The following is a 19,674-nucleotide window of genomic DNA, read 5'->3' on the forward strand; positions in this document are numbered from 1 at the left end:
AATTTCTGTGACAGCAGGGTGGCAGAAGAAAGCCGTTTTGGGCGGCAGGATTGGTGCTTTTGAGTATTCTCTACCATTACACCAGCCAGCACGGATTGTTGGGAATTCTCGATAGCAAATCCGTTTGGGCAACCAACACCCATTTCTTAAACGACCCTACTGAGTTTGTGCACGGACTTTCTTTCGCTGCATCCATAGCGAATTATTTCTTCGATAGCGACTACTGGTCATCCTTTGGCTCCGCGTTGCACAGGCATCTCAAAAGCATTCGTGGCGATGACCTGTATGTGTCGTCCTTCAGTGAAAAGCCCGACTTGCTTAGCCAATGGCGTGGATATTGCCCCGCCGGCAGCGGGTATTGCATCGGAATCGATCGTGCGGCTATGGCTGAGTACTGCGAAGAGCGTGAATTACAACTTGCGCCTTGCCTGTATGGGCATGATGAACAGCAGCTCAAGGTTACTGAGATCGTCACGTCTTGTATGGCTCTCTATCCAACGATTCCTGTGACCATTGAGCAATTTCATGCCCTCGATACTCAGGCGAAAGTTGAATGCATGGTCGAGTTCAACGAGCGGCTGAGTGGTGACTTGAAGATCAATGCAGATCTCGCGCTCGACGTGATCGGTGAGTCTCTTCTAGAGGTCGCACCCTTGTTCAAGCATGAAGGCTTTCACGAAGAGGCTGAATGGCGGATTGTCACGAATCACCCGGTAGAAGAAGTACGCTTTCGACCCGGCCCCTCTTACGTTATCCCCTATGTTTGCCTTGACCTTCTAAAGGCGAAGCCAGGGGCTCTCAAGAGTGTCATTGTTGGACCAAACCCAAATCAGCAACGAGCGCTCAAAGCGGCCGAGCTCCTTGTAAAAGAGTATGGCTACGATCCAAAGATCGTGACCACTTCAGCCATTCCGTTCAATTATTGGTGAGAGGTTGAGTCTCGAATCCGTAGAACGGTGGTAGTTGAGCAGTTCGCGTGTCTCGCTGTGGCCCGAATGCCAAGGCCAGCGCCTAGCAGCTCCTTGACTCGTTTGTGCAGCTCTTCGTCTACTGGGCGGCCCTGATACTTCCCGGCAGCTTTCGCTTTCTCTATGCCCTGCGCCTGGCGTTCTCGACGCTGCTCGTAATCCTTGCGCGCGATCGCCGCCATCATCTCCACAAGCATCGAATTGATGGCGCCGAGCATCCGGCCGGTGAACTCGTCGCCCTTGGTGTCTTGCATTCCTTGATGGCTGGTTGGCAGGTCGAGTGCGACGATGCGCAAGCCCTTAGAGTCGATCGCTGCCTTGAGCTTTTGCCAATCCTCCACAGGAAGGCGTGAGAGGCGGTCTATCGACTCCACCAGCAGGACGTCACCCTTGCGAGCATCTTTGAGCAGGCGCAGCAGCTCAGGCCGATCTGCCGACGCGCCGCTGGCGTTCTCCAGGTACACGCTCGCGATCACCTTATTGTGGTCGGTGGCGAATTGCTCGAGCGATGCCCGGGCGCGGCCGGCGTCCTGCTCTTCGGTTGATGCTCGGAGGTATGCGCGGATGAACATGATGTGCTGTCCGTATCAGTTAAGGTGTTCTACTAATACTGTTGCACTATGAGTGTCACTTATCAAGCGGAATGCGCAAATAAACACGAATTTGCGCGTATCAGCTCAGGCATACCTTTTTATTGGTCGAACACATTATTATTGCCAACCCTCTAGCGACGTACTGATCAAATGTTATGAAAAATCCTTATGCTGCAGGCTTTTACGCTCTGCTAGCTGCCCTTCTTGTCATATGTGGTGCTGTATTTTGGGCCGGCTTCAATAGCGATAAGCCCAATAGTACGCAGGACGCTTTTGCATTCATAAATTCGATTTCTGCATTATTTCAAGCCCTTGCCGCGGGTGTGGTGGCAGCCTTGGCTTATAAGGGTCTAACCAGTTGGAAGCAGGAGCTTAATCACAGCAAGGCTTACGGCGTGGTGTGGGATGCCAATGTTGCATTCAGAAAAATTGAGGCGAGCATCGATCGATTAACTGATCATTGGAGTAGATACTCTCCTCCTATGAGAGCGTCTATAGTAATAGATGCTGTAAATAAAGATCCAATCAATACGCAATTCAAAGAGTTCATCGAGCACTGCCAAATCCTGGATAAAGTCGTTGTAAAAACGGGGTGGGAGTGGGCGGAGCGCGCTGAAGAGATGCAAGCTGCGCTCGATGCGTTAGCAGTGGAGGTTCACAAACCTCCGCTAACGGACACCCAGGGGCTTACTGCAAAGCTGACAGCTAAGACACAAGAAAGTGTGGACAAGGCAGTTGAGCGTGTTGAGAGTGCGATGAGCGTGATCGAGGCAGGGCTCCGAGTTTTGGATCAAAAATATTCATAGATTTGCTGATTGATCATCGCTCTTTCCCAATTTGTTTAGATCTTATCTTCAGCATAGATCGACGCGGAAATGATCATCCCGCCCCATCGGCGGTGGCCAATGCAGATCGGTACCGGGTTGCCGCTGGCCGTGGTGTTCTTGGCGCTGCCGAATGCATAGGACGGGGCGTTCTCAGGAGATGTACTCTGCTTCAGGCCAGTAGCCTGAGGGCTTAGCATCTGGATGACTCCCCCCGCTGCAAGCGCGATACCTGGTGCCAGGGTCGCGCCATTTGTTACGGAACTCATAGCAATCAAAACCACGCCGAGCACAGTTTGAAATAGGCCTGCGCGCTTGCTGCCGGCGATCACGGGGACGATCCGGATCTCCTGAGCTCCACCCATCTTCAGCTCCTTCTCGCCGATGTTTTTCCGGTTCCGAAAAACCGCAAACTCAAGCCCCTTTCGTTTCGCGTCAGCGAGGTACTTCGCGAACCCTGGGTGGTTTACGTCAATAGCCTTCACAGCCTCCCGCGTGTCGCCGGTGGAAAGCTCGTAAATATGTTCCCGCCCGAAGAGCTTACCAGCCGAGCCGCCCAGCAGGATTCGGGTTTTGGTGCCGTAGTTGGTGGCCATAGCCATGGGTTACTCCTGGGCGCCCTGGGCGCTGTTGTTGGGTACCGAAACGCCCAGCCTGATGGCGAGCAGTGAGCGCGACATTTGCGCCTGGTCCACAGTCACCTGTTCGTGCCGCGGATCGTAGTTCCAGATCCGGTCATAGATTCCCTGGTATGCCCTGGCACCGCGAAAGGTGCCGCGCAAAAGATCGGCCGATACCCGGGCTTCGTCCTCGGTGAAGAACGGCCCGTCAATGGTCACCTTCTGGCCGTCGCGGACGTGCTGGACATCCCACACTACGTAGCCGGAGTCAGGACCTTGTTTGAGTGGGTGGGAAGCAAAGCAAGTTGTCTTGCACGCCTCGGCGAAGCGCTGTTGGTAGGTGGTCAAGGTAGTTGCTCCTAGTTGGCGGCCGAACTGTGACGACCGCACGCCGGACCGCTTACGCGGCTTCGGATTCTTCCGCTGCTGCTTTTGGTTTTCCTCGGGCCGGGATCTTGTCCAGCCAGGCGCGCAAAGCTTCGGAGCCCTCACAACCGGATCGCCATTTTTCGAATCGGCCGGCATAGCCTGCAGAGTTGGCAATCATGCCGCTAAGTGACACGCCGACCTGCGAAGTGGTGGCGAGCACATCGTCGTAGACGGCCAGCATTTGACGGAGCGCGTCAATGTCATCTGCGCGAGAGGCGGCAATGCCCGCCCGGGAAAGGCTCGCTGCTGCTTCAGAGTTGAGGCCAGAGAGCATCGGATTTGCTCTCAGCACTGCTTCGACGATATCGGGGTGACCACCCTGGCGCGCTTCGGACATGAGGTTGCGGCGCTCTTCCGGACTGAGGCCTCGCACAAGGGCTCTCAGTTCTTGGTCTGCGAGAAAGCCTGCGATATCGCTACTCGCGCGCGGAGTGACAGGAGAGAAGCCTTGGGTGACCGTTTCGGCCAGGGTGAGCATATCCTTCGCGACCGACTGCATTGCAGGAAGGAGGGTGTCTGTCACGCCTGCGATTTTTTCTTTGCTCAAGCGCTCGATCGCGGACGAGTTGAAATCTTTGTTTTCCCGAATCGAGACGATCTCTTCGCCGAAGTCTTTGAAGGTCTCCAGCGCCAGTGTTTGAAGCTGGCGAGCGGACTTCATCAAACCACCGGCTTGCCATACGCCTTTGGTCCCGTCCGGACGCTGGATAGAGAAGGTGTGAGACTCAATGCGGGAGTGCTCGTATTCGGAGTAGTGGAGGTTGGCCAAGCCGACCTTGAGAACTGAACGTTTGCCGATTTTCATTGCGTTACCTTTGGGTTGTTTGGGATAGGGGTAGGGCGGTCGGAGGACGAAGATGCGTTGAAAATTTCGAGAAGAGAGGCTCCCCCGGTGGCGGCGGCACCGCCGACGGCTTCGGCGCTTAACTCGTCCATCAGCTGACTGATCTGCCGAACGTCGCTGCTAAATTGCGAGTCGCCGGCGGTCTGCTTCAGGCGGGCGATTTGGTTACGGATGTTCATTACGCGCCCCCACGATCCGCTGGTATTGCTCTGCGGCGTGCTGCTCAACCGTGATCCCTTCAGGAGGCCACGTAACGATCCAATCCCCTTCCTCGGGCGCAGCGCGCATATTGAGTACGCCGACTTGAGGTGTCCGGCCGGCCCGTTCTGTCTGCCGGGTGTGGAGAATGATGGCCTTCGCCATTTGCTCACCCTGGTCGCTATCCATTTCTGCGAAGGGGAAGAAAAGCGATACGTTTTGTCCCTGAATTCGATAGTCGACCTGGTGCCCAGCGGTATTCGGAAAGTCTTCTTCCGCTTGGGTCTCTCTGGTATTTGCTCGGATCACCGCGAGCACAATCAGCAGTACAGTTTCATCTGCGGCGCCGATCTTCTGGGCGATCCTTTGCAGTTCTGCTTTCAATGACTTGATGCTCATTGCTGCATTCCCTCCATTTGCGTGCGGAGTTCTTCGACGGCCTTTTGAAGCTCAGCGACCTCGATCACCCGGGCGACGGCGCCCAAGCCTTCGATGAGCGACTTGCCCTGGTCGGGCGCGAGTTGTCCGCCGGCAACAGCACGCATGATTGATTTGGCTGCGCTCGGCAGGTCCGTGTCGTCGAGTTCGAATTGCACCGGCTCAGAGGTCGGTTTGATTGGCGGGACAAGGCGCTCAAGGATCAATCGGCAGGCCTGCATATCGCCCTTCTTGGCAGCAGCGAGCACCTTCTTGGTAACTGCGTCAGCGCCCTCGGCAAGTCGAGCGCGAAGCTCCTGTGTTTGCCCGGAGCGTCCACCTGGGTTGCCTGACTGGCCGGGCTTCCATTTCCCGCTCTTGTCGCGTTCAGTCATGCGGCGGGCGATTCCATGGCAATGACCGGTTTGTTTTCAGCAAGCGCGATGAGGAGAGCGGACGCCTGGATGCTTCCTTCGCTGGCGGCGTCGCGCAGGCGACCCCATGCGGCGGCCACCTCTGAGCGAGTCGGTTTGTGTTGTCGACCTCGAGCGGTCTTGGCTGTGTTCATGGGGGTGCCTCGATTGGATTTGAGTTGGCTTCAAACCCACATTAGGCATGATCTGATCTTATATCCAGTGTTTTTAGGGTGCACCTCAGGTGCTACACGTAACGGGACAGAATGGGACTGAAATAGTTGGTTTTGCCGATCGAGAAGGGGGGATTTTTGTTGCAGTATGTGGGCGATAGCCAAAATGATACACGGCCGAACTTTCGGCCCAGTCATTCATCCTGCAATGAAGGTTGGGAAATTGCTGGGGCGTTGCGGGGTTTTCCTCAATTTGAGGAACTCTCCCCAATGGGGGAAGTTGTCGGAGTCCAAATCGATCCAACCCCCGGCGGGGGCTGTACCTGGCCTCCCATTCCGGTATGGCAGGTGTCGCGACACGTTTTGCGAATTATCAAAACGTGTCGCGTACTCGATGCGCTCAGTTTTGAGCACATCTTCCCCCAGCGGGGTAATACCCCGGATATGAGGGGGTTCGAACTACCGAGAAATCCTCGGCAGTTCGCGGACAGTGCAATGTGAGGAAATCCCACTTCGCTCGGTATGGCTCAACTGTAATCCACCAAATCGGTTCGTGCCTGCTTTGGCCTGCTGTCAGGCATTCACTTGCCAGCAACTCGCAAAGAATTACTGTTGGAGCCTTAAAGGACTGCGTGCTCACGCCGAAACTATGTGTAAACACGTCTGAGAAAAAATCATGCTTTCTTATCTTGGCCTTACTGGTGTTGCAATTGAGGCGCTTCTGAAGGTCGTATCTGCAAGTGGCGCTAAAGCGGCGGCTCCGGAGGAGCTCAACCAGGCGAAGCTACAAGCTGAAGCGATGGCCAGTATCGTTATGGCCCAGGCCAAGGCTCAGCAGGAGCAGGCAATTGCACTTCGGATCGCCTGCGCGGAAGAGGTTCAAATTGAAGAGTATTACGATACGACCGGCAAGGGACACTTGGGCGTTACGGCGAAGGAAGACGGCATTACTGCCGGGCTCGCTGGCGAAGGTCGGCGCGTGACTAAGCGAATCATCAAGTTCACAGGGAATCCATGCCCTGAAGAGATTTATCAGAACTTCCTGATCGGTAGCGGCGTCGATGCTGATAAGTGATTTATAACGTGCTCGTCCCAGCTTGCTGTATTGCCGCTTCATGCTAAGCCTTGAACTAGTATCAGCGCACTCATCGGCACGGCAGGAGCTCTAGGACATGAAAATCCCCTCACCATTTGATGGGCTTCACCTGGATCAAGGTCTCATTTGTGAGTTTTTTGCTGTTTTCTCACGGTTTGAATTTTCGCTTAAAGAGGCTGGGTACTGCCGAGAGGTTCGAGGTTTAGTTGAACCGGCGTGGTGGAGGTATGCTGAAAGGGCAACCGGGTTAGTAATCGTCGAGCCAGGCTCATCGCTCGACGAAGCTATCACTTATCTACGTGGCGAGCCGCCCCTGTATCAAATTAGTGCTCAACGGTGGGAGCGCCGACCTTTGCGCGGTATCAGCAGGTTTGAACAGGCTCTAGATGCAGTGAAGCAAGTCAGAAATAATCTGTTTCACGGTGGTAAACACACGCCACACTCGCCGCCAGGGCGGGATAACAGATTGGTGGCGTCATCTCTAATAGTGCTGCACGCTTGTCTCATAGACGATGCGGAAATACGGGAGGTATATATACAAAACCAGTTTTGAGTGATTTATAAGTAGAGGGTTTACGCTCTGTGCGATCAAGGGTTATTGGTGGACTTATAATTTATCTTTGTCCAATTTTTGCAAGTTTCTCTCTCCGTGCTTCACTCGCGGCTCGCACTCCAGCCTTAACTTCTTCAGCGCTGTCGTCGATTAAGTTATTCAGTGCAAAGGAATGGATATCATAAATCTGGAATGGCAGTATAAGCATTCTGTAGCATCCCAGAAAGAAAAAACCAGAGGCAAAAAATACTGCGACATCTTTATCTAATAATAATTTTGTCTTGATTGCAAGCATTGTGATAAGGCAAAAAGCAAGGCACATTAAGAATGCGAATAGTGTGTTTATTTGGGACATTAATATGTATTTTGTTTTTAGCACATATAGCAAGGTTTGCTCGTAAGTAAGTTTTCCAATGTACTGGCTTCTGCCGGAGAAAAGCATTGCCGTAATAACGAAGCCAAATATAACACCGCAAAATGCTATTATTGCATTGAGGAGGCCTTCATCTACAAAATCGGTGCCTAACAAGCTTAAGCAGGCACCAATCAAAAAAACGCTCGAATTAAATATTAGATAGGTTGAGTTGCTTTGAGAGGCGCGCGCCACATCAGCTAGCTCTCTATTAACTATTTGGGCGTTCCTTAGTTCTTCGGGCATTAGGGATGAAAATTTCATTATCAGCAAGCGCTCCGAATTCGTCTAAAATCCTTTTACCATTTCTTCCAGGTGTACATAGCTGCTCTAGGTAGGCAACCATTTTGTGCCCGAGTTCCGCTCTGTCTGGGTTTTTCCCTCCGACATCGGCCACCTCAATCGTCCTTTTGATTTTGAATTTGGACAGCCCTCGGATGGAAGATCCATCAGCCAAATGAATTATAACACTATCGATTTCTTCCTGCTGCTGCGCTTCGTCATATGCCTGAATTACCTTCTCCACGGGCAGTCTGTCTTTTGATTTCCACTCAACTGTCATTACTCCAGAACTTGGCATATAACCTTTAACCCCAGAAAGCATGCCTAGTAATTCACTTTCTGCATTAGGAACCGATTCACTCAGTCCTAATGTGAAGCCAACAGCCCCGTTACCCCTTTCTATTTCACTTCTTAGGCCTGAAGAAACTGCATCAGTAAAAAAGAAGTTATATTTCCTACCGAGCTGATGATCCCTAACAAGTCTATTAAGATATCTTTGGATGAAGTTTATACCTCCCGCTCCCCTCGTACTTTCAATAATGGCGGATTTTCCATATACAAGTACATGGGAAATCTGGATTAGCTCTCGGGCATCCTCTTCTCCTTCTGCTCGCTCATCAATGACTGCGTTTTCTTGATAAGGATCGGGAGTTAGTGTTTGGGGGATGGTTCCAGGCTCATATGACCAAACTTCAAATAGGATGGTTTTTTCATCTAGATCTTGGTAGTTGTTAAAGAAGTAGCATTGCTGAGGGATTCGAGTGCCATCAGCGAGTGCGACCATTTGCTCCCAAATTCGCGATCCAACAGTGGGGCATAAGTCCCGCAGTGTTCTCATCAGATCCACAAGAGTGACTTCCTCACCAGGTTTGTGAGGAGAGAACTGGACAGGTTTTAGCTGTAAAGTACGGCTGATGGGCTTACGTGCCATTGTTGATCCTTCGAGAACCTTGATAGGCCCTCGATACCCAACGTCGACAAATGCCAGACCAGTTGGAGCCATCCAGGGCTACGAATTGACAGTATTTCTTCTGTCTCTGAGCGTGGGAATGTCAGGAAACAGGAAAATACGCACACGAACATAGCTATTTGATGGCAATTTTCCAAGCATATTCAGAGCAGCGGGCGGGACCGAGGGAGACGGAGATGCTAAAAAAAAACGTAGCAATCATGTAATTTATTGAATATTAAAGAAAATATTTCTCGTGCATTCGGTACGACCAAGAACTCACCGCATTACGGAGGTCAGTTTTTTGGTTCGGTAGATCACCGTCATGCGCGAATATTGGCTCGGATATCCTCCGGCGCCGATCCGCACCAGGTGATTCGGCAGATATGGATGTAACTCCCACCGCTGGTGGAAGTCTGGGTGTTCCACCACTTGTGGCGCATCGAGGTTTCCACCACTGGAGTAAACCTCCGCGCCTTTTACGACCTTCTCGCGAAACTACCTCGTCCCGGTAGATATCCCGAAAACTCGGGGCATCTCTGGGGGTGGAATTATTTTGCACTCTCCCTGTTGCGTTTCCCGTAACGCGATGCCATTATTCTTGCGCGTTACGGGAAACGAGGTTGGTATGACAGACGAGAAGATCATCAAAAGTAGCACCGAGCGGCAACGAGAGTTCAGGGAGCGTCAGCGCGAACTGGGTTTCAAGCAAACCACTCTCTGGATTCACACGGAGACAGAGGAAGAAGGCAGGCAGGCAGCCCGGGATGGTAAGCCGCTCAAGCCGATAGGCACGAAAGACCCTCTGAGCTGGGCAGCAGGATGGATCAGCGAGAAGGGTAAGCAGTAACGGTGGGATTTCCCCACATTTGAAGATGGCTCAAATCTGAGCCATTAGAGAAAGGTGCCCACCCGGTGCGCTAACACCGGGGAGGCGATCACACGACGCAACTTACAAGGGACACGTCATGCAATTTAAACAGAATACCATTCAAATTCTGGACGCGCACGGCCAAGTCATCACCACCATGGTGCTGCCGGCCAACATCAAACTGACCCAGTTGGCACCGCTGAAGATCCTCGGCGACATCAGCGTGAAGGTTTTGCCAAACGCCGCGCCATTCCGCGGAATCAGCGTAGGGGGTGCGCAATGAACCAGCCAGCCGCCCGTATCGCCGATGAAGCCCTTGAACTGCTTCGCGCCACGCACGAACGCATCAGCAATATGCGGGTGCTGTTCAACGCGATCACGAAGGACCTGAAGCACGGCAAGTCGCACGATATCGAAGAGCTGGCCAGCCTTGGCAGCTTTTTAGGCTATGACTGGGCGAATTACGTCGACAGCGAAGTTGAGCAGATGCAGAAGGCGCTCGACGGTGCGGAGGTGGCCCAATGAGCGCCGCTATTCGATCACGAGACGATCTGAGTTTCACGGTGCGAGACGTCGAGGGGCGGTTGGTCAACTGGCCGAGGAACAATCCCGGCGTGGCGGCCGATTGGCAGAAAGGTATCGACTTCTTCGAGTGCGAGGTGCGCGACCTGGCGAACCATGACGAAACTGAAGCGTTCAACGCTATCCGGTTCGCCCTTGTCGGTATGGGCGGCCGTACCACCAATCTTGAACTCGGATTTATCGAGCGCGTAGCCCTGGCGGCGATGGTCGGGATTCGTGCGCTGCGTGATGGTGCTCAGCCATTCACTCCCGCGGAGACCGACTGAGCAACCACGAAACTTTCGTTGTATCGACGGCACTACCCTGCAACGGGGTAGTGCCTTTTTCCATCAGGTATCAACCCCGTCGCGACCTTTCGAAAATCGCTATCAGATCTGGACGGAGTGAGCGCGCGCATTCACGGCAGTAACCCGCGGCAGTCCAAGGCAACCAATCGACGACAAGGAAGGTCATTCCACCAGCTTGCGCACACTGCCTGTAGTCCATGCCAATACAGCGACCTTGTTTGAAGTTCTGGATCATCTAAAACCCCCTATGGGGATGGTAATTTATAAAGGTGTCCATTTTCTGGACTCACAAAACCCTTGAAATCGGCTAAAGCAGTCCATTTTCTGGACTGGTATTTTTAGGCTCTGGAACAACCGGACGTAACCGGAAAATGTGAGTCCATTTTCTGGACTGGTGCAGTCCATTTTCTGGACTAGAAATTCTGTTAATCAGAGGAGCAATTTCCGCTTTGGCGTCTCTGTTGGGCCTTCCTCGAGGTCGGCGCCCGGACACTCGTCGATTGGTAGCCAAGTCAGTGCATAAAGGTTCGGTCTGCCATTGTCCCGGCTCCGGTCGTACCCCCTCGTCTTCTGAATCAGGTTCCGCTCAGTGAGCTCTCTCAGGGATGCCGCCAATACCGTTTTGGACATCCCGCCCCAGTCAGCCATCATTACGTGTGTTGCTGCGAGATTGCCGTTGTTTCTCCCGTTGAACTGGTACTCCAAGACCTCCAAGACCTTGCGGGCGGCCCATGACATTTCCCGGTATTCCTGCTGGGCCATGAGTACCTTCGGCTTGGCGAACGCCCCCCTAGGCCCCCAATTTGATTTGGCTATTTTTTTCTTGGCCATTCAGTGACTCGCAGGCAGGCGCAGAGATACCCCCAAAGGTGGGGACATCTCCGCTTCGCTGGGTTACGACGCTTCGCGCAGGAGGATGTATTTGGCCACTCGGTGAGGCGGCCGCCCCGGCTCGGTGGACTGATGCGTCCAGTAGGTCTGGATTTCGTGCCCCTTTTTCCTGAGGCGGCGGATGGTGCTTGGTGGTTGAACGATGTCGAGTGCCTGGGCGGCCTCGACAGAGGAGATCGGGCCGTTTCTCAGCGCCTCGATCATCTTACGGTCTTGCTCGGTTGAAGAATGGCGTGTCATAGTTTGCCCTTCACGTTGGTGCTATCCAGTGTGTTTTCGCCCAGGCGGTGTTCCCGCACCGCCTTGGCAATTTCTCGCGCATTCCTGCGCAATTTCTCCCTGATCATTTGCCGCTCGGCTCGTCGACGAAGCGACTTAGTACAAGCCAAAGGACGGCGGATTTCTCCTCCTCCCAGCGCTTGCACAGTCGTTCATATTTGGTGGTAGTGGTGCTCATCCCCTGCATAGCCCGGAACGTGTCGCAGGCGGACTGAAGCATCAGATGTTCGTTATCGGTAAATTCCAAGATCATCGCGCACCGTCCTTCGCGGCACGCTCAACCCACGCCTTGAGCTCTGTCATCAGGATCAACCGGCGGCGGCCAATTTTGAACGCCTTCAGGTCGCCCGAGGCGATCAGCTCATAAACACCAGAGCGCGAATACCCGACAATTCGCGCCGCATCTTCGACGCTCACCGATAGCGGGCTTATCTGATTTGCTTGTTCCATGGGGCATCTCCAAATTCCCTGCCGACAGGGCAGGGCACGGCGAAAGAATATTGCTGTAAGTATTGCACGTCAACTGCAATCACTGGCTGATTGTGAGCGCATGGACTTCGGCGGACGCAAAAGGTAGGATTCGTTTCACGCGTAAATTTTGTGGGTGAAGCGGAATGGCGAAAAACAAGCCGAGTCAAGGAGCACGTAAGACAGAGACGTTGACGTTGCGCCTTGATCCAAAGGTAAAGCTGATGATCGAGTTGATATCACGCATCCGTCGTCAATCCATCACTGGGGTGGTGGAGGCTGCGATTGAGGAGATTGCTTTCGACCTAGATGCGCCGTTTGTGTCTGGCGGCGAATCACATCCCATGTCTCTACTGAGTGCCGTGAGCGAAATTTGGTCAACAGACGAAAGTGAGCGATTTATCCAGCTCTGTCATTACCTACCTTCACTGATCACCTACGAAGAGCAGCGTCTATGGGAAACCATTAAAGCGTCGAAATTCTTTCTTACCCCTGGTACGGGGGATAATGCTCAATATTGGGAGGTGCCGGGCGTGGGGCGAATCGATCGGCAGAATCTTCGGCACTGGTGGCAGGATCTGTTGGGTCATGTTGAGGACAACAAGGAAAGTAGAACTATTGTCCCCTACGAACCGCCGTTCTAAATCAGCTCCACTGCCGCCGCTTTGCTTTCTGGGGCAAGGTGGGCGTATCGCAGCGTCATCTTGATATCGGCGTGCCCCAGCAGATCCCGAACTGTGTTGAGCGGTACGCCGGCCATCACTAGGCGTGACGCGAAATCGTGACGCATATCGTGCCATCGGAACCCTTCGATATTGGCTCGCTCTAGCAGCTTGAGCCAGGCGCTTTTAACGTCCTCCAGACGGCCGCCTTCCTGACTCGGGAACACATATCGAGATTTGCCGGCCAGCTTCTTCCAGTCTTCCAGCACACTCACTGTTTCCTTGTTCATCGGGATGTGTCGTGTGTCGCTGGTTTTGGTGGTGGCGCCGGCGGCGGTGATCGTCTTCGTATGGAAGTTCACCGCCGACCATTTCAGGTCAAACAGCTCTCCACGTCTCATGCCTGTATTCAGCGATACCAGGACCATAGGCTTTAGGTGGTCGGTGAATGGGACCTGCAGCAAGCTCGGCATCAGTTCCTTGCCTCGATCCGCTCTCCACTTGTTAGCACTCTCGCGCTCCACCCGCGCCTCGTCTTGACGGGCGTCGAGTGCTTCCCGAAGTCGTTTGGTCTCTTCAGCATCTAAGTAGCGGACCAGTCCCATCGAGTCGACCTTTAAGGCTTTGAGTCTGTCCATCGGGTGGGCATCGATGTACTCCCATTCAACGGCTCTGCTGAATACGCCGCTGATCGAGCCCATTTTGCGGTTGACCGTCGACGGCTTGTTGCCCGACTGCATCCAACCTGTACGGATCTGGTCCAGGTCGCGGCCGGTGATTGCATCGAGGCGCTGTGACATGATCGCGTCGAAGTTGCAGTTCAGGGTGTGTTGGGTCTTCTCGTGGCCTTTGTGGTGCGTCTTGAACCACGGCATATAGGTGTCGTCGATGAATTCGCGAAGAGAGGGCAGGGCGGTCCCCTTTCGACCCTGAGCGACTGCCAGTGGCTCGCCGTGGGCGTGCGCGTCGGCCAAGTACTGAGCGGCCTCGGTTCTGGCTTGATCGAGCGTGAGGACACCAACTCGCCCTAGGGTGGCGTTCTTGTTGCGCCCCCATGTGACCATATAGGACTTGTGACCGCTGGGCAGAACGCGGATAAAGAAACCCGGTTGCACGGTGTCATGCACGCGGTATGCTTTCGCCTCGGCGGCCAGGCTGCCAATGAGCTTTTGGGTGATTTTGGTTTTCAAGGATTCGTCCGTGACAGCAGGGTGGCAGCAAAAAGCACTATACCGCTCTGTTTTCATGGACTCAATGGGACGAATAGGCCCAGTAATACTGGGCTTCTGCCTAATCCTGCTGGATCTGATTTGTCCCTCCTAAGGGGAAGGTTGGCAGTTCGAACCTGCCCTGGGACACCACACATTCAAAAGCCCCGCGCAGAGTGATCTGGCGGGGCTTTTTTGTGGTTGTCTGCAACGCCAAACAATGGCCTAAAAGATCTCTGCCCCATCTTCGGCTTTGCCAATAGTGGAGCTGACCTGCGTGACATGTCGGCGTCCGTTGACCGAGTAACTCAGCTCGGTACCTCCTGGCCCAGGTTTACGCAGCATCAGTAATGCGGGCAGTCCGTTTTCCTCGTTATAACTCCCGTACCAATTGATCAGCCTCGCGATGTAACACTCGTTAGCGATGGTCACCGACATGTCTGTGACCGGTTCTACTACGTAATAACTGGCGCCATAGCTGTTGTAGCTATCAGGGTCTTCTTCTGATGCAGGAACGGGGCAGATGGGACCTTCCTGCGGGTTCGTTAGCAGAGGTTTGCCGGCATTCGATTTGATCAGAGCCTGGGTGAGCGTCTTTTGCAAACCGGCCGCAATTTTGTAGGCGGTGTCATCTGCGTCACGGTGCTGAATGCGAGGTACAGTCAGTTTGTAGTCGTACCGGACTGTGACCGTCGGTATCTGGCTGTTGATCTTAAGGGGATTGAGCAAGTACAAATCATCCGCGCCGTATGAACCGTTGCGGAAGGCGAGATACATCCTTCCGTGAGATTTGATCCAGCCTGCCGACTGGTTGGCACCGCGATCACTGGTGGAGAACAACGAGCTGCCGGCGCTGGCTTCCGGATCATACGGGACCAACCTTCTCGTAAAGCGCTCTCCATCTCGACGGAAGGTTTCATGGAAACTGAACAGGCTGGTACCACCGGTATAGGTTGAAACGAACAGGTCCCGTTGGCCGTCGCCGTCCAGGTCTATCAATGTGTAATTCGCCTGACCTTGCTCGGCATCAGCATCGAGGCCGGAAGTGTTAAGCGCTTTCCATTCATCCTGGGTGACGCCCTTGGGTATTCTTTTGGGGAAGACTGTCTGATCCTCGGCAGGGTCGTCATTTGGATCGCCGGAGAATGAGGTTTCGCCATTTTCGCTGGTGAGAGAGCCAAGAGCCCGCTCCAGCGCAAACTCCGGATTCTCCTTGCTCATCTCCCGAACTCGCAGTTGCAGCTCCTCCATGACCTGCCTGTCAACGTCGTCGGGTCTATAGGCAACGGCCTCGATCCACTGCGCGTGCAATACCTGCAAGCGATCCCGATAGTGCTGGCTCAGGCAGTCGATATTGTCAGCGCACTCATTACGTTCGCTCAGCCACCGACGCTGGGTATTCTTCAGTTCGGCCCGCATCTGCGGCGCCGCATTCATCAACTTGCGATAAACCGCCCCCATCTGCGCATCCAGCTCATACAGCGGCTTCTCCGCGCAAATTGCATTCTCCACAACACTCACAGCCTTTGTGCAGTCCATTCCGCTGGCCTGTACCTGCTGGAAAAACAGCAGCGCACAGGCCGATACGATGTAGCGTCCTTTGATGTACACGATGAAAACCCTGAAGTAGGAGGGTGAGAGCAGGCGCGCAGGGTAATCGCTGTGCAATGAATCTTGAAGCCCCGCTTCAAGAGAACCGTTGATCCGGCCGATAACCCATTCGGTGACTTCAGAGTCGCACGAAATCGCTTGATAGCATTTGGCCGGCAGCTATCATCTGCGCGCCTGAAATATGCCCTCGGTCCATCCTCTTCAATTGCCTGGAAATCCTCGATGCTGTCGTATCACCAAAAGAGTTTTCTGATCGTCGATGATTTCTCGGATTTCCGCAGTTCCGTGCGCTCGATGTTGCGCGAGCTGGGCGTCAAGGACGTGGACACCGCCGACACCGGTGAGCAGGCGCTGAAAATGTGCGCGCAGAAGTCCTATCACTTCATCCTCCAGGATTTTCACCTCGGTGACGGCAAGAAAAACGGTCAGCAGGTGCTGGAAGACCTGATGGTGGACAAGCTGATCAGTCACGAAGCGGTGTTTGTGATGGTCACCGCCGAGACCAGTCAGGCGATGGTGCTCAGTGCTTTGGAACACGAACCGGATGCGTACCTGACCAAGCCGTTCAACCGCATCGGGCTGGCCCAGCGCCTGGAACGTCTGGAGCAGCGCAAGACCCTGCTCAAACCGATTCTTCAGGCCCTCGACCGTGGCAAACCGGTCGAGGTACTCAACGCCTGTATCGCCCTGTGCAAACAGGACATCCGCTATTCGCCGCTGTGCCTGCGTTACCGCGCCGATGCCTTGCGCGACATGAATCAGAACGAAGCGCTCGAGCGGCTGTATGACAGCATCATCGCTGACCGGCCGCTGCCGTGGGCATTTGCCGGTCTGGGCAAGTTGTTGTTCAAGCGCGGTCAGATTGCGCAGGCCAAAGGCGTGTATGAAAAAGCCCTGAAGGTGTTCCCGATGATGCCGGCACTGTACGACGGCATGGCGGATGTCCTGGTGGCCGAAGGCGATACCAAGGGCGCGCAACAGGTGTTGGAAGAGGCGATCCGTCTGTCGCCGCTGGCGGTACGTCGACAAGCGTTGCTCGGCAAGCTGGCGATGGCCAACGAGGATTTCGACACGGCGTCGCGGGCCTACCGTCAGGCCGTATCCCAAGGTGCGCAGTCGCGCTTCAAGGACCCGGAGAGCAATCTGGGCCTGGCCCATGCGCTGATCAGCAAGGGCAGCGAGAAAGGACTCGATACCCGCACGCGGCTGGAGATCAACACCACCCTCAGTGCCGTGGCCAAGGAGAACCCGACCGACCCTGGCCTGCAGATTCGTGCGCGACTGATGAAGGCCACCAGTCTGCTGCTCAATGACGCCGAGACCGCCGAGAAACTCACCGAACAAGCGCTGATGCGTCTTGACGGCATGGAGCAGTTCATGAGCCCTGAAGCGGCGTTGTTGGTCGCCAAGCAATTGCAGATGCTCGGCCAGGCCGAGGCGGGCACGTCGATGCTCAAGAGCTGCGCGGAAATCTACGGCGATGACCCGACGGTGATGAAGGACATCGCCAAGCTCACCGACGACCCGACTATTCTCAGTTCCAGTAACGCGGCTGCCGACCTCAACCGTCAGGGCGTGCGCGTGTACAAGACCGGCAACCTGGTGGAGGCCCGGGAGGTGTTCCGCAAGGCGCTGAAGATGCAACCGAAGAACATCAGTATTGCGCTGAACATGGCGCAGTCGCTGCTGCATGGCACCGACACCAGTGTGCCGTCGGCGGAGCTGGAAGAATGTCGGGCCTGCCTGAAACTGGTGGGCATGATGCCCGACACCGACGCGCGTTATTCGCGTTATCAGAAGCTGAAAAGCAAGGCGTTTGGCGAATGAACCAAGACGAGCAGGCACTGGATTTTTCCACGGTGATTGCCTCCACCGTGCACGACATGAAGAACTCTCTGGCCATGCTCATGCAGGCCCACAGCCAATGGCTGGCGCGCCTGCCCGAGGCTCAGCGCAAGGTGCCGGAGCAGGGCGTGATCGATTTCGAGTTCGCCCACCTCAACGGCATGCTGGTGCAGTTGCTCGGGCTGTACAAGCTCGGGGTCAACCAGATGCCGTTGCAGCCGGCGTATCACGAGTTGGACGATTTCATCGAGGCGCAACTGGCGGCTCATCAAGAGGTTTTCGCCGGTCGTGGAATCATTGCCACTTACGAAGTCGACCCTCTGAGTCCCCTGGGTTTCTTTGACCGTGAACTGATCGCCTCGGTGCTCGGCAACTGCATCAACAACGCGATCCGCTACGCCCGTGAATCGCTGCTGATCACTGTCAGCGACGAGGCCGGGCAACTGGTGTTGAGCATCAACGATGACGGCGACGGCTACCCGGTCGAGATGCTCGAACGTCAGGCCGATTATGTGCAGGGCATCAATCACAGCAGTGGCAGTACCGGCCTCGGTCTGTACTTCGCCGGACGCATCGCGGCGCTGCATCAGCGCAACGGTGTCGGCGGCCGGACCGAGATCCGCAATGGCGGGCCATTGGGTGGTGGTGTGTTCAGTATTTACCTGCCCTGAATCACGGATTCATCGACTCGAAGTCTTTTTGTTGGCCGCTGCTTGATATTCCGAACAGCTGAAGCCTATTTTGTCCGGGTCGCCGTTCGCGGCTCGCACAATAACAAGGATTGCGTCATGACAACCGATGGCCAGCGTTCACTCGCGCAGCGATTGACGGGCATTGATGAGATTGAATGTGTCACGCCGGATTTGAACGGCGTACCACGAGGCAAGGTAATGACCGCCGAGGGTTTCCTCGAAGGGCGGCGTTTGCAGATGGCTCGGGGGGTGCTGCTCCAATGCATCATGGGGGGCTATCCCGCTGCGCGGTTCTACGGCAGCGATGATGGCGACCTGGCGCTGGTGGCCGACCCTGCGCAAATCCATCCTCTGCCGTGGAGCCAGGAGCCGCGCGCGCTGGCCATCTGTGATGCCGACGAGCTGACCGGCGAAAGCTCCAACCTGTCGACCCGTGGCCAGCTCAAGAAAGTCATTGCCCGCTACGCAGCCCTCGGCCTGGCGCCGGTGGTGGCGACCGAACTCGAATTCTTTGTGTTCGCTGCGAACACCGATCCGACTCAACCGTTCCAGCCGCCAATCGGTCTCGACGGTCGTCGCGAGGACGGTCACTCGGCGTTCAGCGTCAGCTCCAACAACGGTCTGCGCCCGTTCTTCAGTGAAGTCTATAAATGCATGGCGGCCCTGGGCCTGCCGCGCGATACCTTCATGCACGAAATGGGCGTCAGCCAGTTCGAGATCAACCTGTTGCACGGTGATCCGCTGTTGCTGGCCGACCAGACCTTCCTGTTCAAGCACCTGCTCAAGGAAGTCGCGCTCAAGCATGGCCTGACCGTGGTCTGCATGGCCAAGCCGCTGGCGCACACGCCCGGCAGTTCGATGCACATTCACCAGAGCATCGTCGAGATCGGCAGCGGCAAGAATGTGTTCAGCGATGAGAACGGTCAGCCGACCGCGATGTTCCGCCACTTCATCGGCGGGCAGCAGGCGGGCATGGCCGATTTCACCGCGCTGTTTGCACCGAACGTCAATTCCTATCAGCGCCTGTGCCATCCGTTTGCGTCGCCGAACAATGCTTGCTGGTCTCACGACAACCGCGCAGCGGGCCTACGGATTCCGGCCAGTTCGGCGGTCGCCCGTCGGGTCGAAAACCGTTTGCCGGGCGCCGATGCCAACCCTTACCTGGCGATTGCCGCGAGTCTGGCGGCCGGTCTGCATGGCATCGAGCATGAACTGGAGCCGAGCGCGCCGATCCAGGGTGAGTTCGAAGTGCCGGACAATCTTTCGCTGCCGTGTACGATGCACGCTGCGCTCGAACGTCTGAAACGCAGCCAGTTGGCCAAGGAACTGTTCGGCAAGGAGTTCATCGAAGGCTACATCGCTTCGAAAACCATGGAGTTGACCAGTTTCTTTGATGAAATCACTCCCTGGGAACGGCGTGTTCTAGCTGCCCAGGCCTGACGAACTGTCGCCATCGGGCTATCGTTCGATAGCCCGATACTCACTGCAAGGAGCCGCTCGGAACGCC

The 19,674-nt window shown here is 55.1% G+C and carries 27 protein-coding genes and 1 tRNA gene; 12 read left to right on the top strand and 16 right to left on the bottom strand.

Annotated elements, in window-relative coordinates:
* The first annotated feature begins 59 nt into the window (after positions 1-59).
* On the top strand, positions 60-929 hold the full coding sequence (locus tag CAF87_RS01625) for a DUF2971 domain-containing protein (protein WP_170929621.1): 870 nt from the start codon (positions 60-62) through the stop codon (positions 927-929).
* Here the strand turns inward: CAF87_RS01625 and CAF87_RS01630 are convergent.
* Positions 920-1,540 carry a recombinase family protein gene (locus CAF87_RS01630; protein ID WP_085730368.1) on the bottom strand — a complete coding sequence of 207 codons (621 nt, stop codon included), beginning with the start codon at positions 1,538-1,540 and terminating at the stop codon, positions 920-922. The genes CAF87_RS01625 and CAF87_RS01630 overlap by 10 nt on opposite strands.
* 176 nt (positions 1,541-1,716) lie before the next feature.
* Here CAF87_RS01630 and CAF87_RS01635 point away from each other — a divergent pair, with 176 nt between their 5' ends.
* A complete protein-coding gene (locus tag CAF87_RS01635) occupies positions 1,717-2,367 on the top strand; it encodes a hypothetical protein (protein WP_085730369.1) in 651 nt (216 codons plus the stop codon).
* Positions 2,368-2,402: 35 nt separating this feature from the next.
* Here the strand turns inward: CAF87_RS01635 and CAF87_RS01640 are convergent, their stop codons facing one another.
* From CAF87_RS01640 to CAF87_RS29180, 7 genes are read right to left on the bottom strand one after another with little or no spacing between them, the layout of a single operon-like run.
* On the bottom strand, positions 2,403-2,987 hold the full coding sequence (locus tag CAF87_RS01640) for a tail assembly protein (RefSeq protein WP_085730370.1): 585 nt from the start codon (positions 2,985-2,987) through the stop codon (positions 2,403-2,405).
* A 3-nt stretch (positions 2,988-2,990) separates the two neighbouring features.
* On the bottom strand, positions 2,991-3,353 hold the full coding sequence (locus CAF87_RS01645; protein ID WP_085730371.1) for a hypothetical protein: 363 nt from the start codon (positions 3,351-3,353) through the stop codon (positions 2,991-2,993).
* 52 nt (positions 3,354-3,405) lie between these two features.
* A complete protein-coding gene (locus CAF87_RS01650) occupies positions 3,406-4,239 on the bottom strand; it encodes a hypothetical protein (RefSeq protein ID WP_085730372.1) in 834 nt (277 codons plus the stop codon).
* On the bottom strand, positions 4,236-4,457 hold the full coding sequence (locus CAF87_RS01655; protein WP_085730373.1) for a hypothetical protein: 222 nt from the start codon (positions 4,455-4,457) through the stop codon (positions 4,236-4,238). The genes CAF87_RS01650 and CAF87_RS01655 overlap by 4 nt, the downstream gene beginning before the upstream one ends.
* Complete coding sequence (locus CAF87_RS01660; RefSeq protein WP_085730374.1) at positions 4,444-4,875, bottom strand: hypothetical protein; 432 nt, start codon at positions 4,873-4,875, stop codon at positions 4,444-4,446. Before CAF87_RS01660 ends, CAF87_RS01655 begins: the two co-directional genes overlap by 14 nt.
* A complete protein-coding gene (locus CAF87_RS01665; protein WP_085730375.1) occupies positions 4,872-5,288 on the bottom strand; it encodes a DUF5681 domain-containing protein in 417 nt (138 codons plus the stop codon). The genes CAF87_RS01660 and CAF87_RS01665 overlap by 4 nt, the downstream gene beginning before the upstream one ends.
* The gene (locus CAF87_RS29180; protein WP_164486614.1) at positions 5,285-5,461 is read right to left on the bottom strand and encodes a hypothetical protein; all 177 of its coding nucleotides are present in this window, start codon (positions 5,459-5,461) and stop codon (positions 5,285-5,287) included. Before CAF87_RS29180 ends, CAF87_RS01665 begins: the two co-directional genes overlap by 4 nt.
* 694 nt (positions 5,462-6,155) lie before the next feature.
* Here CAF87_RS29180 and CAF87_RS01670 point away from each other — a divergent pair.
* The gene (locus CAF87_RS01670) at positions 6,156-6,554 is read left to right on the top strand and encodes a hypothetical protein (protein WP_085730376.1); all 399 of its coding nucleotides are present in this window, start codon (positions 6,156-6,158) and stop codon (positions 6,552-6,554) included.
* Between the two features lie 635 nt (positions 6,555-7,189).
* Here CAF87_RS01670 and CAF87_RS01675 read toward each other — a convergent pair.
* On the bottom strand, positions 7,190-7,786 hold the full coding sequence (locus CAF87_RS01675; protein WP_139831814.1) for a hypothetical protein: 597 nt from the start codon (positions 7,784-7,786) through the stop codon (positions 7,190-7,192).
* Complete coding sequence (locus CAF87_RS28910; RefSeq protein ID WP_085730378.1) at positions 7,752-8,753, bottom strand: hypothetical protein; 1,002 nt, start codon at positions 8,751-8,753, stop codon at positions 7,752-7,754. The genes CAF87_RS01675 and CAF87_RS28910 overlap by 35 nt, the downstream gene beginning before the upstream one ends.
* Before the next feature lie 646 nt (positions 8,754-9,399).
* On the opposite strand from CAF87_RS28910, the gene CAF87_RS01685 reads away from it, so the two are divergent.
* From CAF87_RS01685 to CAF87_RS01700, 4 genes are all read left to right on the top strand, one after another.
* Positions 9,400-9,621, top strand: a complete 222-nt coding sequence (locus CAF87_RS01685) for a hypothetical protein (RefSeq protein ID WP_085730379.1) — start codon at positions 9,400-9,402, stop codon at positions 9,619-9,621.
* 118 nt (positions 9,622-9,739) lie between these two features.
* Entirely contained in the window at positions 9,740-9,925 is a 186-nt protein-coding gene (locus CAF87_RS01690; protein ID WP_085730380.1) for a hypothetical protein, read from the top strand.
* Positions 9,922-10,167: a hypothetical protein gene (locus CAF87_RS01695; protein WP_085730381.1), complete on the top strand. Its 246-nt coding sequence runs from the start codon at positions 9,922-9,924 to the stop codon at positions 10,165-10,167. Before CAF87_RS01690 ends, CAF87_RS01695 begins: the two co-directional genes overlap by 4 nt.
* Positions 10,164-10,490, top strand: a complete 327-nt coding sequence (locus tag CAF87_RS01700) for a hypothetical protein (RefSeq protein WP_085730382.1) — start codon at positions 10,164-10,166, stop codon at positions 10,488-10,490. Before CAF87_RS01695 ends, CAF87_RS01700 begins: the two co-directional genes overlap by 4 nt.
* A gap of 450 nt (positions 10,491-10,940) precedes the next feature.
* Here CAF87_RS01700 and CAF87_RS01705 read toward each other — a convergent pair whose 3' ends face one another.
* The 4 genes from CAF87_RS01705 to CAF87_RS01720 form a co-directional block, all read right to left on the bottom strand.
* Positions 10,941-11,342 carry a MarR family transcriptional regulator gene (locus CAF87_RS01705; protein WP_085730383.1) on the bottom strand — a complete coding sequence of 134 codons (402 nt, stop codon included), beginning with the start codon at positions 11,340-11,342 and terminating at the stop codon, positions 10,941-10,943.
* Positions 11,343-11,405: 63 nt separating this feature from the next.
* The gene (locus CAF87_RS01710) at positions 11,406-11,642 is read right to left on the bottom strand and encodes a helix-turn-helix domain-containing protein (RefSeq protein WP_139831692.1); all 237 of its coding nucleotides are present in this window, start codon (positions 11,640-11,642) and stop codon (positions 11,406-11,408) included.
* Between the two features lie 103 nt (positions 11,643-11,745).
* A complete protein-coding gene (locus tag CAF87_RS01715) occupies positions 11,746-11,934 on the bottom strand; it encodes a hypothetical protein (protein ID WP_085730385.1) in 189 nt (62 codons plus the stop codon).
* Positions 11,931-12,131 carry a helix-turn-helix domain-containing protein gene (locus tag CAF87_RS01720; RefSeq protein ID WP_085730386.1) on the bottom strand — a complete coding sequence of 67 codons (201 nt, stop codon included), beginning with the start codon at positions 12,129-12,131 and terminating at the stop codon, positions 11,931-11,933. Before CAF87_RS01720 ends, CAF87_RS01715 begins: the two co-directional genes overlap by 4 nt.
* Positions 12,132-12,373: 242 nt before the next feature.
* On the opposite strand from CAF87_RS01720, the gene CAF87_RS01725 reads away from it, so the two are divergent.
* On the top strand, positions 12,374-12,793 hold the full coding sequence (locus CAF87_RS01725; protein WP_139831693.1) for a hypothetical protein: 420 nt from the start codon (positions 12,374-12,376) through the stop codon (positions 12,791-12,793).
* Here the strand turns inward: CAF87_RS01725 and CAF87_RS01730 are convergent.
* Positions 12,790-14,001 carry a site-specific integrase gene (locus CAF87_RS01730; protein ID WP_256575931.1) on the bottom strand — a complete coding sequence of 404 codons (1,212 nt, stop codon included), beginning with the start codon at positions 13,999-14,001 and terminating at the stop codon, positions 12,790-12,792. The two genes, CAF87_RS01725 and CAF87_RS01730, sit on opposite strands and share 4 nt — an antisense overlap.
* 76 nt (positions 14,002-14,077) lie before the next feature.
* Between CAF87_RS01730 and CAF87_RS29185 the strand changes: the two genes are divergently transcribed.
* A tRNA-Ser gene (locus tag CAF87_RS29185) sits at positions 14,078-14,172 on the top strand.
* A 72-nt stretch (positions 14,173-14,244) separates the two neighbouring features.
* On the opposite strand, the gene CAF87_RS01735 is transcribed toward CAF87_RS29185, so the two are convergent.
* Positions 14,245-15,630: a lysozyme inhibitor LprI family protein gene (locus CAF87_RS01735; protein WP_085730673.1), complete on the bottom strand. Its 1,386-nt coding sequence runs from the start codon at positions 15,628-15,630 to the stop codon at positions 14,245-14,247.
* 222 nt (positions 15,631-15,852) lie between these two features.
* Between CAF87_RS01735 and CAF87_RS01740 the strand changes: the two genes are divergently transcribed.
* From CAF87_RS01740 to CAF87_RS01750, 3 genes are all read left to right on the top strand, one after another.
* Entirely contained in the window at positions 15,853-17,457 is a 1,605-nt protein-coding gene (locus CAF87_RS01740; RefSeq protein ID WP_085730389.1) for a tetratricopeptide repeat-containing response regulator, read from the top strand.
* The gene (locus CAF87_RS01745) at positions 17,454-18,146 is read left to right on the top strand and encodes a sensor histidine kinase KdpD (RefSeq protein WP_085730390.1); all 693 of its coding nucleotides are present in this window, start codon (positions 17,454-17,456) and stop codon (positions 18,144-18,146) included. The genes CAF87_RS01740 and CAF87_RS01745 overlap by 4 nt, the downstream gene beginning before the upstream one ends.
* 219 nt (positions 18,147-18,365) lie before the next feature.
* The gene (locus CAF87_RS01750) at positions 18,366-19,607 is read left to right on the top strand and encodes a glutamine synthetase family protein (RefSeq protein ID WP_170929625.1); all 1,242 of its coding nucleotides are present in this window, start codon (positions 18,366-18,368) and stop codon (positions 19,605-19,607) included.
* The last annotated feature ends 67 nt before the right edge of the window (positions 19,608-19,674 follow it).

It is taken from the genome of Pseudomonas sp. R38(2017) (assembly GCF_002112395.1).
In the GTDB taxonomy this organism is placed as follows: domain Bacteria; phylum Pseudomonadota; class Gammaproteobacteria; order Pseudomonadales; family Pseudomonadaceae; genus Aquipseudomonas.

Coding starts and splice junctions, on each gene's coding strand:
- CAF87_RS01630 (WP_085730368.1), bottom strand. CDS start 1,540: ATGTTCATCCGCGCATACCTCCGAGCATCAACCGAAGAGCAGGACGCC.
- CAF87_RS01635 (WP_085730369.1), top strand. CDS start 1,717: ATGAAAAATCCTTATGCTGCAGGCTTTTACGCTCTGCTAGCTGCCCTT.
- CAF87_RS01640 (WP_085730370.1), bottom strand. CDS start 2,987: ATGGCTATGGCCACCAACTACGGCACCAAAACCCGAATCCTGCTGGGC.
- CAF87_RS01650 (WP_085730372.1), bottom strand. CDS start 4,239: ATGAAAATCGGCAAACGTTCAGTTCTCAAGGTCGGCTTGGCCAACCTC.
- CAF87_RS01655 (WP_085730373.1), bottom strand. CDS start 4,457: ATGAACATCCGTAACCAAATCGCCCGCCTGAAGCAGACCGCCGGCGAC.
- CAF87_RS01660 (WP_085730374.1), bottom strand. CDS start 4,875: ATGAGCATCAAGTCATTGAAAGCAGAACTGCAAAGGATCGCCCAGAAG.
- CAF87_RS01665 (WP_085730375.1), bottom strand. CDS start 5,288: ATGACTGAACGCGACAAGAGCGGGAAATGGAAGCCCGGCCAGTCAGGC.
- CAF87_RS29180 (WP_164486614.1), bottom strand. CDS start 5,461: ATGAACACAGCCAAGACCGCTCGAGGTCGACAACACAAACCGACTCGC.
- CAF87_RS01670 (WP_085730376.1), top strand. CDS start 6,156: ATGCTTTCTTATCTTGGCCTTACTGGTGTTGCAATTGAGGCGCTTCTG.
- CAF87_RS01675 (WP_139831814.1), bottom strand. CDS start 7,786: ATGCCCGAAGAACTAAGGAACGCCCAAATAGTTAATAGAGAGCTAGCT.
- CAF87_RS28910 (WP_085730378.1), bottom strand. CDS start 8,753: ATGGCACGTAAGCCCATCAGCCGTACTTTACAGCTAAAACCTGTCCAG.
- CAF87_RS01685 (WP_085730379.1), top strand. CDS start 9,400: ATGACAGACGAGAAGATCATCAAAAGTAGCACCGAGCGGCAACGAGAG.
- CAF87_RS01690 (WP_085730380.1), top strand. CDS start 9,740: ATGCAATTTAAACAGAATACCATTCAAATTCTGGACGCGCACGGCCAA.
- CAF87_RS01695 (WP_085730381.1), top strand. CDS start 9,922: ATGAACCAGCCAGCCGCCCGTATCGCCGATGAAGCCCTTGAACTGCTT.
- CAF87_RS01700 (WP_085730382.1), top strand. CDS start 10,164: ATGAGCGCCGCTATTCGATCACGAGACGATCTGAGTTTCACGGTGCGA.
- CAF87_RS01705 (WP_085730383.1), bottom strand. CDS start 11,342: ATGGCCAAGAAAAAAATAGCCAAATCAAATTGGGGGCCTAGGGGGGCG.
- CAF87_RS01710 (WP_139831692.1), bottom strand. CDS start 11,642: ATGACACGCCATTCTTCAACCGAGCAAGACCGTAAGATGATCGAGGCG.
- CAF87_RS01715 (WP_085730385.1), bottom strand. CDS start 11,934: ATGATCTTGGAATTTACCGATAACGAACATCTGATGCTTCAGTCCGCC.
- CAF87_RS01720 (WP_085730386.1), bottom strand. CDS start 12,131: ATGGAACAAGCAAATCAGATAAGCCCGCTATCGGTGAGCGTCGAAGAT.
- CAF87_RS01725 (WP_139831693.1), top strand. CDS start 12,374: ATGATCGAGTTGATATCACGCATCCGTCGTCAATCCATCACTGGGGTG.
- CAF87_RS01740 (WP_085730389.1), top strand. CDS start 15,853: ATGCTGTCGTATCACCAAAAGAGTTTTCTGATCGTCGATGATTTCTCG.
- CAF87_RS01745 (WP_085730390.1), top strand. CDS start 17,454: ATGAACCAAGACGAGCAGGCACTGGATTTTTCCACGGTGATTGCCTCC.
- CAF87_RS01750 (WP_170929625.1), top strand. CDS start 18,366: ATGACCGCCGAGGGTTTCCTCGAAGGGCGGCGTTTGCAGATGGCTCGG.